This is a genomic window from Micrococcus sp. GbtcB5 (assembly GCF_019091605.1).
GTDB classification, from domain to species: domain Bacteria; phylum Actinomycetota; class Actinomycetes; order Actinomycetales; family Micrococcaceae; genus Micrococcus; species Micrococcus luteus.
The window spans coordinates 1-12,269 of the sequence record NZ_JAGXJK010000039.1 but is presented as its reverse complement, the minus strand read 5'-3'; the positions used below and the strand labels follow the sequence as shown (position 1 = coordinate 12,269).

Below are 12,269 nucleotides of genomic sequence, written 5' to 3'. Positions count from 1 at the left end.
ACCTCCTGCGGAGACGCTCCTCCGGCCTCACTGGCACCGACCCGAGTCAACAACGTCATGCCCTCCTACACCTAGGCGCGGGGCGGCGCGACCTGCGACACAGACCTGCGACACAATGGGCCCATGACTGAGACCCCCCAGAGCTCGTCCGGCCAGAGCCGGGACGAGATCCTCGCCCGCCTCGAGGAGATCTACGCGAACGACCCCGCGGTGCGGGAGCACGGCGTCACCCTCGGCGAGGTGGCCGAGGGGCGCGTGGTGCTGCACCGCGACGTCACCGCGGACATGGTGAACTCCCACGAGATCTGCCACGGCGGCTTCCTGTTCCACCTCGCGGACTCGGCGCTGGCGTACTGCGTGGCGACCTTCGGCGCCGCCCCCGTCACCCGGCGCGCCGAGATCACCTACGTGGCGCCCGCCAGGCTCGGCGCGCACCTCGTGGCGACCGCCCGCCAGTCGGTGGAGTTCGGCCGCGACCGCATGATCGAGGTCGGCATCGAGGCGGACGGCCAGCTCGTCGCCTGGTTCACCGGCCACTCCACGAGCCCGCGGGCGCGCGCGTGAGCGCCGGGCAGGACGCGACGACGGCCGGGCCGGTCGTCGAGTCGGTGGAGCTGCACGTGGCCGCGGGGGCGGAGGCGGCGTTCGAGGCCGCCGTCGCCGAGGCCGAGCCGCTGTTCCGGGACGGGGGCGCGACGTCCTTCGCACTGTCCCGGCAGGTGGAGGACCCGGCGCGCTACCGGCTGCTGATCGGCTGGCGCACGCTCGAGGACCACACCGTGGCCTTCCGCGAGTCCGACGCGTTCCTCGCGTGGCGTGCGCTCGTCACCCCGCACCTGGCGCAGCCGCCGGCCGCGACCCACTGGTCCGCCGTCTGACCCCCGCACCCCCCGTTTTCGTTCGGGAAACGGCGGTCCCCGGCGCGTTTTCGTTCGAGAAACGGCGCGAGGGCCGACCGTTTCCCGAACGAAAGTGCCCGACACGCCGCCGTTTCCCGAACGAAAGTGCCGACTGAGACGCGGTCGGTTCAGAGGTGACGGCCGGCCAACCGCGTGAGGCTCGACTGGATGCCCCGCCCGTTGTCCGCCGGCACCCGCAGCAGCTCGTACGCGCGGCGCACGGCCGGCCGGGCCCACGAGTAGTCGAAGGTCTCGGTGACCTCGGTGGTGCCGTCCCCGTTGTCCCGGAACGCCCAGCGCCACCGGTGTCCGCCCGGGTGGGCCCACTCCACGAGCTCGTCCTCGTCCACGGCGGTGGCGGTCAGCGTCATCGTGTACGGCACCCCGTACTTCCGCATGGCCACGCGGAACCGGTCGCCCACGGCCAGCCGGTGCGGCCCGCTCACCTTCGGCCGCACGGTCCCGGACCCGTCCGCCTCGTGATGGCGGTGCGGGTCCGCGAGCATCGCCCACAGCTCGTGCGCCGGCGCGGCCACGGTGGCCCGGTAGGACACCTGGTGCTCGCCGGTCTCCACGCGCTCGGGCCACGCCGCCTGCGGGGCGGCCTGCGGCAGCCCGGACGACGACGGCGCGGCGGCGGGCCCGGTCTCGGGGGTGGCGGACGAGGGGGTCGGCTCGGTGCTCATGCCGCCCAGTCTAGGAACCGCCGCGGACACCGGAAGCGGAGGCGACGGCACCCCTCGGCGGGACACCACAGGACTCTTGCCGGGGGCCCGCCCCGGGCCTAGGGTCAGGTCATGGGCGCATGGGGCAGAAACGTCTTCCAGAACGACACCGCGCTGGACATCGTGGACGAGGTCCTCGACGGCACCTTCGACCTCGACGAGTTCCGCAAGAACTTCCGTCGCGACGAGGACGAGGGCCACCTGACCGCGAGCCAGGGCGCCGCACTCCTCACCCTCGGGGCGCTCGTGCGGATCGCCCGGAACGAGGACCACGCGGACCTCGAGGCCCTGCTCGAGCACGCGGAGACGGACGAGGTGGACCTCACCGCCTTCATCGACCAGTTCTCGGACGAGGACGTCGAGACCCTGCGCGAGCTGATCGGCGTGGTCATCCGCGAGCCCTCCTGCTCCGAGCTCTACCAGCTCTGGGAGGAGTCCGGGGAGCTCGAGCAGTGGCTCGAGTACTCCCGCGAATGCCTGCCCTGACCGGCCGGCCGGGCCGGGGTGGACCCGGCCCGCGCTCGGCCCCGCCCCGGCTCAGCGCGCGTAGCGGGTGAGCCGCAGCGAGTTCAGCACCACGAGCACGCTCGAGGCCGCCATCGCGCCGCCGGCGATCATCGGGTTGAGCAGGCCCAGGGCCGCGACCGGGATGCCGAGCACGTTGTAGAGGAACGCCCAGAACAGGTTCATCCGGATGATCCCCAGGGTGCGGCGGCTCAGGTCGAGCGCCTGGACCACCTGGTGCAGGTCGTCGCCCATCACGGTGATCTGCGCGGCCTCGCGGGCCACGTCCGTCCCCGAGCCCATGGCGATGCCCATGTCCGCCGCGGCGAGCGCCGGGGCGTCGTTGACGCCGTCGCCCACCATGGCCACCACGGCGCCCTCGGACTGCAGGCGCGTCACCACGTCCACCTTGTCCTCGGGGCGCACGCCGGCCACCACGTCCTCGGCCGGGATCCCGACGGCCTCCGCCACCTGGGCGGCGACGGCGGCGTTGTCGCCGGTCACCAGCAGCGGGCGCAGGCCCATCTGCCGCAGGCGGGCGATCGCGTCGGCGGAGGTGTCCTTCACGGTGTCCCGGACGGACAGGACGCCCGCCACGCGGCCGCCGACCGCGACCCACACGGCCGTGGCGCCGGCCTGCTCCGCGGCCTCGAACGCGGCCCGGTGCTCGGCGGGGATGCCGCCGTCGAGGGCGGTCTCGAGGACGGAGCCGCGGCCGACGGCCACGCGGACCGGATCCGGGCCGGCGGCGCCGTGCGCGCCGGAGCCGGGTGCGCCGTCGTCGTGGGGGAGGGCGACCAGCCCGGACACGCCGCCGCCGGCCGTGGAGGCGAAGTCCGCCACGCCGGGCACGGTCAGGCCACGCTCCTCGGCGCCGGCCACGATCGCGCGGGCGATCGGGTGCTCGGACCCGCGCTCGACGGCGGCCGCCAGGGTCAGCAGGACGTCGGCGGCCTGGTCCGGCGCCGTTTCGTCAACGAAAGCGCTCCGGGAGGCGCCCGTTTCGGCCACGAAAGCGGGGTCGAGGACGAGCACGTCCGCCAGCGCCATGCGGCCCTCGGTCACGGTGCCGGTCTTGTCCAGCACGATCGTGTCCACGGTGCGCGAGTCCTCGAGCACCTCGGGGCCGCGGATGAGGATGCCCAGCTGCGCGGCGCGGCCGGTGCCGGCCAGCAGGCCGACCGGGGTCGCCAGGCCGAGGGCGCACGGGCACGCGATCACGAGCACGGCCACGCCGGCGCGCAGCGCGGACGGCAGGTCGCCGGTCACGATCATCCACACCGCGAAGGTCAGCACGGCGATCCCGAGCACGATCGGCACGAACACGGCGGAGATGCGGTCGGCCAACCGGGCCACGCGCGCCTTGCCGGTCTGCGCCTCGGAGACGAGCCGCCCCATCTGGGCGAGCGTCGTGTCCGAGCCGACCCGCGTCGCGCGGGCCACGAGCCGGCCCGAGGTGTTCAGGGTGGCGCCGGTGAGGGCGTCCCCGGGGCCGACCTCCACGGGCACGGACTCGCCGGTGAGCAGGGAAGCGTCCACGGCCGAGGTGCCCTCGAGCACCTCGGCGTCCGTGGGCACCTTCTCGCCGGGGCGGATCAGCACGACGTCGCCCGGCGCGAGGGACTCGGCGGGCACCGTGCGCTCGTCGTGGGTCTCGGGGTCGTAGAGGGTGGCCTGGGCCGCGCCCAGGTCCAGGAGGGCCCGCAGCGCGGCGCCGGCCTCCCGCTTGGCGCGGGCCTCGAGCCAGCGGCCCAGCAGCAGGAACGTGGTGATGACCGCGGCCGTCTCGAAGTACAGGCTGTGGTGGGCCATCTCCGCCATGGTCCCGCCCACGTGGGCGGTCATGTCCGGCGCCAGGATCAGCTCCACGGCCGAGAAGGAGAAGGAGACGAGCACGCCCAGGGACACGAGGGTGTCCATCGTGGACGAGCCGTGCCGGGCCGCGCGGAACGCCGCCGAGTGGAACGGCCACGCCGCCCACAGCGCCACGGGCGCCGCCAGGGCGAACGCGACCCAGCCCCAGTGCGGGAACTGCAGCGCCGGGACCATGGAGATCAGCACGAGCGGCACCGTCAGCACCGCCGCGCCGATCAGGCGCGGTGTGAGCACGTCCTCACTCGGACCGTGGGCCATGTGGTCGTGGTGGTCCACGCCGTCATGGTCCGCGGCATGCTCCTCGCCGTGCTCCTCGCCGTGCTCGGAGGTGTGCGCGTGCCCGGCGTGTCCGGCGTGTCCGGCCGGCGGGGCGGGACGGCGCACGGTGGCGCCGTACCCGGCCTTCTCGACGGCGGCCACGAGCTCCTCGTCCGACACGCCGGCGGGCGCGGTGACGGTGGCCTGTTCGAGCGGCAGGTTCACGGACGCCGTGACGCCCTCGAGCTTGCCCAGCTTGCGCTCGACGCGACCCACGCACGAGGCGCAGGTCATGCCGGTGACGTCCAGGTCGACGCGGCGGGTGGTCTCGGTTTGCGGGCCGGCCGGGGTGGAGGAGGCGGGGTGGGTCATGGGTCAGGCCCCCACCAGCGTGTAGCCGGCCTCCTCGACGGCGGCGCGCGCGGCGGCGGGGTCGAGGGGGCCCTCGGAGGTGACGGTGGCGGTGGAGACGCCCCCGGCGTTCAGGTCCACGTCCACGGCGGAGACGCCGGCGATCTCGCCGAGCTCCTCCTGGACGGAGGCGACGCAGTGGCCGCAGGTCATGCCGGTGATCTTCAGGTCGGTGGTGGTCATCTCGTGCTCCTCGTGCGGTGGTGGGTGGGCGACGGCGCCGGTCAGCGCAGCAGGCGGCCGAGGGCGGCCGTCGCCTCGGCGACCTTCTCGTCGATGAGCTCGGTGCGGCCTTCCGCCTCGGCCTGCACCGCGGCCTCCGCCACGCAGTGACGCAGGTGCTCCGAGGTGAGGTTCAGGCTGAGGGACTGCAGCGCCTTCGTGACGGCGGCGACCTGCGTGAGGACGTCGATGCAGTACACGTCCTCGTCCACCATGCGGTGGAGGCCGCGCACCTGCCCCTCGATGCGGCGCAGTCGAGCGAGGTGCTTCGCCTTGTCCCGGTGCACCTCGTGCGGGGGCCGGTGGCCGTCGCAGGCGTCCGCCGCGGCGGACGGAAGGGGCGAGGCGGCGGCGGGCGCCGTCGTCGTGCTGTCCGTGCTCATACCCCCGTTCTATACCCCAGGGGGGTATGGGTCAAGGGGTCGGCCGACGCGGGTGCCCTCCTCCGGCAGCGGGGTGGCGGCTTCGCCCAGATCGGCGATCAGGCCGCGGACCTCCAGGTCCAGGGCGTCGCGCACGCCGCGCACCTGCTCGAGGCTCATGCCGCGGATCGACGGCACGGACCACTTCTGCACCTGCGCGCCCTCGGGGATCTCGAACGGATCCGCGCCGTCGAAGAGCACCACGATCTCGGCGGCCCGGAGCACGTCCGGGTCCAGGCCCTTGGTGTACGTGTGGTGCAGCGGGATGCCGATCTCGTTCATCGCCTCGAACGCGGTGGAGATGACCTCGCCGGCGGGCTCCGTGCCGGCCGAGCGGGCCCTGACCTCGCCGTGGGTGCGGTTCTCGAGCAGGGCCGCGGCCATCTGCGAGCGGCCGGCGTTGCCGTGGCAGACGAACAGCACACGCGGGTGGCGGGACTCGATGCTGCCCTGGTTGATCGCCCTGGCGCGCAGGCGCGAGGCGGCATGCTGCACCGAGATGGTCGGCAGCATCTCCGGGTGGCGGCTCGTCTCGGCGAGCTCGGCGTAGGAGTCGAACAGGAGCTGACGCACCGTCGCCTCGTCGGCCACGCCGGGGAAGCGCGCCATCAGCGGCCCGACCTCGCGCTCGAGCACGTGCGCGGCCATCCCGTGCGGCACGGGGTCCACCGCGGCGGGGATGTCCGGCGCGGCCGTCGTGTCCAGCGGCATGTCGTCCACCGCCGGTGCGTGATCGGCGTGGGGGTCCGGGGGGATGGGGGTCATGGTGCGAGTCCTCCGGGGAAGGCGGTCGGCTGAACGCGAGGTGAACGGGTGCCCCCACCCTGCGACGTCGGGTGTGCCGGCGCAAGCCTTGACGGGATCCCTCCGCGCCCGACGACGCTGCTCGCCGCCGTCGTCGGGGCGGTGGCCGACGCCCGGGCCCGGAGCGGGGGTCCGCCGAGGTGGGAGAGAATGGGGGCCATGTCTGTCCGCTCCCTGCTCCCGGACCTCGGCGCCCCCGCGACCGGGGCCCCCGAGGCCGCCGTCCCCCCGTTCGCCCGGGCGGTGCTGTGGGCGCACGGGGACGACGCGTGGCGGGGCGAGGGCGGCTGGACCGTGCTCCTGGACGGCACCGACCGGCTCCGCCGACTCTCCGCGCTGTGGCAGACCGCCGTCGCCGGGCGACCGGACCCGACGGCCCCGCTGCGGGGCTGGATCTCCTCGACCTTCGCCGACGACTCGCCTGAGCCCGCGGTCCTGCGCATCCCCGCGGATCTGCGCCGCGCCACGCCGTCCGGCGTGCGGGACGTGGCCCAGCACGTGGACGCGGACGCGCTCGCAGCCGCCGTCGCCGCGGACCGCGGAGCCCGGCTGCTGGCCGACGGTGCGGTGCCCCTGCCCGCCGGCGTCGCCGACCGTGCCTGGGACGACGCCGGCTACGCGGCCGGGGTGCGCGAGCTGCTGACGCGGATGGCCGACTCGGGCGGGGAGCTGGCGAAGGTCGTGATCAGCCGCACGATGACCGTCCCCGCGGACGACGCCGACCTGTGGCGGGCGATCGGGGAGCTGCGCCGCGAGTACCCGCAGACCTGGGTGTTCGCCGTCGGCGGGCTGCTGGGCGCCACGCCCGAGGTCCTCGCCACGCGGCACGCGGGGCTCGTGGGCTCGCGGGTGCTGGCGGGGTCCATGCCGCGCGGCGCGGACGAGGAGGAGGACGCCGCGCTGCGGGAGCGGCTGGCCTCTGATCCGCGGCTGGCGGAGGAGCATCGCTGGGCCGCGCGGTCGGTGCTGGACGCGCTGGCGCCCGTCGTCGACCTCGCCGATGACGACCCCGCGCCCACCGTCCTGACCCTGCCGAACGTGCACCACCTGGCCACGTCCGTGCGCGGCCGGCTGCGGGATGGGCGGGGGACCGTGCTGGACGTGGTGGCCGCGCTGCATCCGACGGCGGCCGTCGGCGGGACCCCCACGCCGGACGCGGTGCGGGTGATCGCGGAGGTCGAGCCCGTGGACCGCGGCCGCTACGCCGGGCCGGTCGGGTGGCTGGATCAGGACGGCGACGGCGAGATCGCCCTGGCACTGCGCTGCGGCCAGCAGGTGCCCGGCGGGGTGCGGCTGCAGGCCGGGGGCGGGATGGTCCCGGGAGCGGTGCCCGAGGAGGAGGTCACGGAGATCCGGGCCAAGTTCCTGCCGATGCGCCGAGCGCTGGGCGTCGCCGAGGACTGAGGCCTCCCGTGCCGGTCGCGCTTTCGTTCGGGAAATGGCGGCGTGTCGCGGTGCTTTCGTTCGGGAAATGGCGCCGCACGCCGGATTCGCGTGGGCGGCGATGGAACGGCGCCCAGGAGCGGAGGTGCCGGATGGCCTCATCAGCAAGGAGCAGTAACGCCGTTTCCCGAACGAAAGCGTCCTGGGGCCCGCCGTTTCCAGAACGAAAGCGTCCTGGGGCCCGCCGTTTCCCGAACGAAAGCGTCTGGGACGCGAGAAGACCCGCCGGCCACGGCCCCTCGCGGGGCGGGCCGACGGGTCTTCGCGTCGGTGTGGGGGATCAGGCGGCGACGGCCATGGCCTCGTGGGCCGGCGTCGTGGCCTGGAGGCGGCGGGTGGCCTCGCGCTCGGCGAGGGCCGGCAGGAAGGTGGTGATGCGGGCGCCGCGCTTGAGGTCGGCGACGACCTCGCGGACGACCGAGCGGACGGTCTCGGCGGTGACGGTGCCCTCGAAGCGGCGGAGGAGGGTCTCCTCGACGCGCTGGAGCACGTGGCGCTGCATGAGGGGGCTCGGGGCGGTGGGCAGGTGGTGGCTGGTCGTGTTGATGCTCACGGTGAGCACCTCCTTCGGTTGCCGGACCACGAGTCCGGCGGATCGTCGCGGCGGGGCCGCGGGTGATGAGTTCGGTGGAGTCCCGACCTCGCGTTCCGTAAACGCTAGGTGAACTGCTTGTGAACAAGTTTACAGATTTCCTCCCAGAGTGCAACTCCGTGTTCACCAACGTGACCTGAGGCACTCCGCCACACATGCCTGGATGGCGCAAAATCAGCGCAATCACGCGGCTTTCGTATCGAGGTGCCACGAGCGCCAGGCCGACAGCAAGATGAACAGAAGGTGAACAGCGCCGTTCATCTTCGCCCCCTGCCCCTCCGCTCGACCCGGTGCGAGGCTGGGACCATGCGCCCCGACCGCCACTCCGCCCCGACCTCCGCGGCCGCCCTCGCCCGCGAGGCCGTGATCCTCGCCGGCGCCGGTGCGGCGATCCTGCTCCAGGTGGCGCACCGGCCGGTGGGGGCCGGCGTCGCCGTCCACTCCCGGTTCACCGAGGACCCGATGCGCCGGCTCCGCCACACGCTCGCCTACATCTACGCGGTCACCCTCCCCGAGGCCGCGCCGGTGCGCGACGCGGTCGTCGAGCGGGTGCGGGCGGCGCACCGCCCGGTCCGCGGGGTCGACGCCGGAGGCCACCCCTACGACGCCGCCGACCCGGACGCCCAGCTCTGGGTGGCCGCCACCCTCTACGCGATGGGAGAGCAGGTGCGCCGCCGGGTGTGGGGCGCCCTCGACGCCGAGGACGCCGACCGCCTCTACCGCGGGTACGCCCCGCTCGCCACGAGCCTCGAGGTCCCCGCCTCCGCCTGGCCGGCCGACCGCGCGGCGTTCGCGGCCTACTGGGACGACCGGGTGGCCCGGCTCGAGGTCACGGACGACGCGCGGCGGATCGCCGCCGACCTGTTCTCCGGCCAGGGCGTCCCCCTGCCACTGCGCGCGGCCCTGCCCCTGGCCCGGTTCGTCACCGCCGGCCTCCTCCCGGGGCGCGTGCGCGCCGGCCTCGGCTGGTCCTGGACCGGGCGAGACTCCGTCCGGGAGGCACGCCTCTGGGGGCTGGCGCGCACCCTGTACCGGCCGCTGCCGGCGACGGTGCGCGGCGTCGTCGTCCGCTGGGTCCTGCGGGGGCTGCCCCGGACGCCGGAGCCGCGCGGCGCCGTCGACGTGGAGGCGACCCGCCGCGAAGTCCGCCCCGTCTGGGAGAATGGTGCCGATGTCTGACTACCAGCCCCGCCGCCCCGGATCGAAGCCCACCCCGAACCGCCAGAGGGACCGCGCCGGCAAGCCGGCCCTCGGCCGCCCCGAGCGCGGCCTGATCGACGAGTCCGAGGCGCGCCAGCTCGCCGAGGACCGAGAGCGCATGCGCCGCGCCGGCGTCGGCCACCAGCTCTCCGCGCCCAAGCGCCGCGAGGCCGCCACCGCCGAGCGCCCCCAGGTGATGCCGAAGACCGAGGGCTGGACCCAGCCGATGGGCCCGGACGGCCGACCGCAGCTGCAGTTCAAGCAGCCGCGCGTCTCCCAGCCGCCCACCCACCTGGCCGACCTCACGCTGAAGGAACGGCAGGAGAAGGCCAAGGAGATCGGGCTGCCGGCGTTCCGCGCCAAGCAGCTCTCGGTGCACTACTTCGAGCACTACACCACCGATCCGGAGCAGATGACGGACCTGCCCAAGGACAAGCGGGAGGCGATCGCGGAGGCGTTCTTCCCGCCGCTGCTCACCGAGGTCCGGCGCATGGAGACCGACCGCGGGGACACCGTCAAGTTCCTGTGGCGGCTGTTCGACGGCGCTCTCGTGGAGTCCGTGCTGATGCGGTATCCCGGCCGCGTGACGCTGTGCGTGTCCAGCCAGGCCGGCTGCGGGATGAACTGCCCGTTCTGCGCCACGGGCCAGGCCGGGCTGACCCGCAACATGTCCACGGCGGAGATCGTGGAGCAGATCGTGCTGGCCAACCAGGTGATCGCCCAGGGCGGACTGGGCGGCAAGCGCAAGGATGGCGGGCACGACGCCGACCGCGTCACCAACGTCGTGTTCATGGGCATGGGTGAGCCCCTGGCCAACTACAAGCGCGTGATGGCCGCCGTGCACCGCATGGTGGACCCCTCGCCTGAGGGCCTGGGCATGTCCGCGCGGAACATCACGCTGTCCACCGTCGGCCTGGTGCCGGCCATCCGGAAGCTGGCCGAGGAGGGCGTGCCGCTGACGTTCGCGCTGTCCCTGCACGCGCCGGACGACGAGCTGCGCGACGAGCTGATCCCCGTGAACTCACGCTGGAAGGCGGACGAGGCGATCGACGCCGCGTACGACTACTTCGTGGCCACCGGGCGCCGGGTGTCCATCGAGTACGCGCTCATCAAGGACATGAATGACCACGCGTGGCGCGCCGACCTGCTGGCCAAGAAGCTCAACGCCCGGGGCAAGGGCTGGGTGCACGTGAACCCGATCCCGCTGAACCCGACGCCGGGCTCCATCTGGACCGCCTCGGAGAAGGACGTGACGCGCGAGTTCGTGGACCGGCTCAACGCCGCCGGCATCCCCACCACCCTGCGCGACACCCGCGGCAAGGAGATCGACGGCGCATGCGGCCAGCTGGCGGCCGAGGACGTCGACTGACCTGCCGAGGCCCCGCGCGCAGCGCCCACCGGCCCGTCCTCGGGCAAGCCGCGGGGCCGGCGTCGGGGAGCGCCGTCAGAAGCGGACGGTCTCGCTGTCGCCCGGCTCGGCGGTCCCGCCGGTGACCTTGGCCTTGACCAGCTCGACGGCGGTGGCCACCGCGCCCGGGGACTCCCAGAACTGGGCGGTCTGCACGTCCACGCGCACGAGCACGATCTGCGGATCCTCGGGGCTCGAGCCCTCACCGAAGAAGGCCTCGGTGGCCGGGTTCCAGAACTCCTTCTTGCGCGCGTCGTCGCGGACGAGCTGACCGTGGCCCGCGAGGGAGGCCCAGAAGTCCTTGTCCTGCACGGCGACGTTGACCGGGCGCTGCGGAGCGTCCGCGGCGACGTCGGAGGTGGCGCGCGTGAGGAACCAGAGCGTGCCGCCGTCCTCGGCCTGTTGCAGGCCCATCGGGCGGGTGACGAGCGTGCCGTCCCGCTCAGCGGTGGTCAGCATGCAGACGTTCACCTTCGCGAGCTTCTCGAGCAGACGGGCGCGGGGATCCTGGGTGCCCATGGCGTGACTCCTTCGTCGTCGGGTGCCGGCGCCCTGATGTGGCCACCGGCTCGTACCACCGACCCTAGGCACGGCCAGGCGGGTCCTGACCAGCGCTCAGCGGCGCACAGCCGCGGCGAGCCAGTCGACGGCGAGGGCGTAGCCCTGGACGCCCGCCCCGGCGATCACGACGTCGGCGACGGCGGAGACGTGCGAGTGGTGCCGGAACGCCTCGCGCCGGTGGACGTTGGAGATGTGCACCTCGGCGATCGGCCGGTCGACGGCGGCGAGGGCGTCGCGGATCGCGATGGAGGTGTGCGAGTACGCGGCGGGGTTGATGAGGACGCCAGCGTGGGAGGTGCGGGCCTCCTGGATCCAGTCGATGAGCTCGCCCTCGTGGTTGGACTGTCGGAAGTCCACGGTCAGCCCGTGCTCGGCCGCGCGGGCCTCGGTGAGCGCACGGACGTCGTCGAGGGTGGCCGTGCCGTAGACCTCGGGCTCGCGGGTGCCCAGCAGGTTCAGGTTGGGGCCGTTGAGCACGAGCAGGGGCAGGATGGGGGCGCCGGTCATGGGGCCAGTCTAGGTGTTGTGGGTCATGAGGTTCTTGCCACGGGGTACGGGCTGAGATGAGACGAGCGGGCCTCTCCGGGCGTGTCAGATGGTCTGTGTAAGCCGTACCGAGAGGAACGGTAAGAATCATGACCATGATCGACGAGAAGAACCCAGGCGAGCCCTCGGGCCAGGACCTGGTCGAGCAGCTGAAAGCCTCAGGGCAGCTTGATTCCCTATTCGCGCAGATCGACGCGGGCGGCGTCGAGCTCACCGGTGACGGCGGGTTCGTGCCCGCGCTGGTCAAGGCCGCGCTCGAGCGGGGCCTGCAGGCCGAGCTGACCAGCCATCTGGGCTACGAGAAGGGCTCGAGCGAGGCGCCGAAGCACGCCAACTCCCGCAACGGGACCACCCCGAAGACCGTGGAGTCCGAGGTCGGGCCGATCGAGCTGGACGTCC

15 protein-coding genes are annotated in these 12,269 nt (G+C 73.8%); 7 read left to right on the top strand and 8 right to left on the bottom strand.

The annotated features are described in order from the left end of the window. Window positions 1-123: 123 nt before the first annotated feature. Both KVS67_RS10820 and KVS67_RS10815 read left to right on the top strand, forming a co-directional pair. Complete coding sequence (locus KVS67_RS10820; RefSeq protein WP_098094116.1) at window positions 124-564, top strand: hotdog fold thioesterase; 441 nt, start codon at window positions 124-126, stop codon at window positions 562-564. Then, window positions 561-878: a putative quinol monooxygenase gene (locus KVS67_RS10815; protein WP_087113884.1), complete on the top strand. Its 318-nt coding sequence runs from the start codon at window positions 561-563 to the stop codon at window positions 876-878. Before KVS67_RS10820 ends, KVS67_RS10815 begins: the two co-directional genes overlap by 4 nt. A 149-nt stretch (window positions 879-1,027) precedes the next feature. Here KVS67_RS10815 and KVS67_RS10810 read toward each other — a convergent pair whose 3' ends face one another. Further along, window positions 1,028-1,585: an SRPBCC family protein gene (locus KVS67_RS10810; RefSeq protein ID WP_144786607.1), complete on the bottom strand. Its 558-nt coding sequence runs from the start codon at window positions 1,583-1,585 to the stop codon at window positions 1,028-1,030. Between the two features lie 111 nt (window positions 1,586-1,696). Between KVS67_RS10810 and KVS67_RS10805 the strand changes: the two genes are divergently transcribed. Beyond that, the gene (locus KVS67_RS10805) at window positions 1,697-2,110 is read left to right on the top strand and encodes a DUF4259 domain-containing protein (protein ID WP_036316745.1); all 414 of its coding nucleotides are present in this window, start codon (window positions 1,697-1,699) and stop codon (window positions 2,108-2,110) included. Between the two features lie 51 nt (window positions 2,111-2,161). On the opposite strand, the gene KVS67_RS10800 is transcribed toward KVS67_RS10805, so the two are convergent. Genes KVS67_RS10800 through KVS67_RS10785 form a run of 4 tightly spaced genes read right to left on the bottom strand, consistent with a single transcriptional unit; the run spans window position 2,162 to window position 6,081 of the window. Continuing rightward, complete coding sequence (locus tag KVS67_RS10800; RefSeq protein ID WP_210079086.1) at window positions 2,162-4,633, bottom strand: cation-translocating P-type ATPase; 2,472 nt, start codon at window positions 4,631-4,633, stop codon at window positions 2,162-2,164. A 3-nt stretch (window positions 4,634-4,636) separates the two neighbouring features. After that, a complete protein-coding gene (locus KVS67_RS10795) occupies window positions 4,637-4,855 on the bottom strand; it encodes a heavy-metal-associated domain-containing protein (RefSeq protein WP_069941384.1) in 219 nt (72 codons plus the stop codon). A gap of 41 nt (window positions 4,856-4,896) precedes the next feature. Further along, window positions 4,897-5,277 carry a metal-sensitive transcriptional regulator gene (locus tag KVS67_RS10790; protein WP_002856860.1) on the bottom strand — a complete coding sequence of 127 codons (381 nt, stop codon included), beginning with the start codon at window positions 5,275-5,277 and terminating at the stop codon, window positions 4,897-4,899. A gap of 9 nt (window positions 5,278-5,286) precedes the next feature. Beyond that, a complete protein-coding gene (locus tag KVS67_RS10785) occupies window positions 5,287-6,081 on the bottom strand; it encodes a low molecular weight phosphatase family protein (protein WP_063188819.1) in 795 nt (264 codons plus the stop codon). A gap of 198 nt (window positions 6,082-6,279) precedes the next feature. Here KVS67_RS10785 and KVS67_RS10780 point away from each other — a divergent pair, with 198 nt between their 5' ends. Then, on the top strand, window positions 6,280-7,524 hold the full coding sequence (locus tag KVS67_RS10780; protein WP_036316739.1) for an isochorismate synthase MenF: 1,245 nt from the start codon (window positions 6,280-6,282) through the stop codon (window positions 7,522-7,524). 319 nt (window positions 7,525-7,843) lie between these two features. Here KVS67_RS10780 and KVS67_RS10775 read toward each other — a convergent pair whose 3' ends face one another. Further along, entirely contained in the window at window positions 7,844-8,116 is a 273-nt protein-coding gene (locus tag KVS67_RS10775) for a three-helix bundle dimerization domain-containing protein (protein WP_223247481.1), read from the bottom strand. 345 nt (window positions 8,117-8,461) lie between these two features. Between KVS67_RS10775 and KVS67_RS10770 the strand changes: the two genes are divergently transcribed. After that, a complete protein-coding gene (locus KVS67_RS10770) occupies window positions 8,462-9,334 on the top strand; it encodes an oxygenase MpaB family protein (protein ID WP_060775170.1) in 873 nt (290 codons plus the stop codon). Further along, on the top strand, window positions 9,327-10,724 hold the full coding sequence (gene rlmN, locus KVS67_RS10765) for a 23S rRNA (adenine(2503)-C(2))-methyltransferase RlmN (RefSeq protein WP_036384305.1): 1,398 nt from the start codon (window positions 9,327-9,329) through the stop codon (window positions 10,722-10,724). The genes KVS67_RS10770 and rlmN overlap by 8 nt, the downstream gene beginning before the upstream one ends. 75 nt (window positions 10,725-10,799) lie before the next feature. Here the strand turns inward: rlmN and KVS67_RS10760 are convergent, their stop codons facing one another. Together KVS67_RS10760 and aroQ are read right to left on the bottom strand one after the other, a co-directional pair. After that, entirely contained in the window at window positions 10,800-11,282 is a 483-nt protein-coding gene (locus tag KVS67_RS10760) for a pyridoxamine 5'-phosphate oxidase family protein (RefSeq protein ID WP_044659290.1), read from the bottom strand. Between the two features lie 96 nt (window positions 11,283-11,378). After that, the gene (gene aroQ / locus KVS67_RS10755) at window positions 11,379-11,831 is read right to left on the bottom strand and encodes a type II 3-dehydroquinate dehydratase (protein ID WP_217565335.1); all 453 of its coding nucleotides are present in this window, start codon (window positions 11,829-11,831) and stop codon (window positions 11,379-11,381) included. A 134-nt stretch (window positions 11,832-11,965) separates the two neighbouring features. Here aroQ and KVS67_RS10750 point away from each other — a divergent pair. Beyond that, a partial coding sequence (locus KVS67_RS10750; RefSeq protein ID WP_217565336.1) for a transposase occupies window positions 11,966-12,269 on the top strand: 304 nt, incomplete at its 3' end.

Excerpts from the sequence above, each read along its gene's own strand:
- KVS67_RS10820 (WP_098094116.1), top strand. The coding sequence starts at position 124 with ATGACTGAGACCCCCCAGAGCTCGTCCGGCCAGAGCCGGGACGAGATC.
- KVS67_RS10810 (WP_144786607.1), bottom strand. The coding sequence starts at position 1,585 with ATGAGCACCGAGCCGACCCCCTCGTCCGCCACCCCCGAGACCGGGCCC.
- KVS67_RS10805 (WP_036316745.1), top strand. The coding sequence starts at position 1,697 with ATGGGCGCATGGGGCAGAAACGTCTTCCAGAACGACACCGCGCTGGAC.
- KVS67_RS10800 (WP_210079086.1), bottom strand. The coding sequence starts at position 4,633 with ATGACCCACCCCGCCTCCTCCACCCCGGCCGGCCCGCAAACCGAGACC.
- KVS67_RS10795 (WP_069941384.1), bottom strand. The coding sequence starts at position 4,855 with ATGACCACCACCGACCTGAAGATCACCGGCATGACCTGCGGCCACTGC.
- KVS67_RS10790 (WP_002856860.1), bottom strand. The coding sequence starts at position 5,277 with ATGAGCACGGACAGCACGACGACGGCGCCCGCCGCCGCCTCGCCCCTT.
- KVS67_RS10785 (WP_063188819.1), bottom strand. The coding sequence starts at position 6,081 with ATGACCCCCATCCCCCCGGACCCCCACGCCGATCACGCACCGGCGGTG.
- KVS67_RS10780 (WP_036316739.1), top strand. The coding sequence starts at position 6,280 with ATGTCTGTCCGCTCCCTGCTCCCGGACCTCGGCGCCCCCGCGACCGGG.
- KVS67_RS10770 (WP_060775170.1), top strand. The coding sequence starts at position 8,462 with ATGCGCCCCGACCGCCACTCCGCCCCGACCTCCGCGGCCGCCCTCGCC.
- rlmN (WP_036384305.1), top strand. The coding sequence starts at position 9,327 with ATGTCTGACTACCAGCCCCGCCGCCCCGGATCGAAGCCCACCCCGAAC.
- KVS67_RS10760 (WP_044659290.1), bottom strand. The coding sequence starts at position 11,282 with ATGGGCACCCAGGATCCCCGCGCCCGTCTGCTCGAGAAGCTCGCGAAG.
- aroQ (WP_217565335.1), bottom strand. The coding sequence starts at position 11,831 with ATGACCGGCGCCCCCATCCTGCCCCTGCTCGTGCTCAACGGCCCCAAC.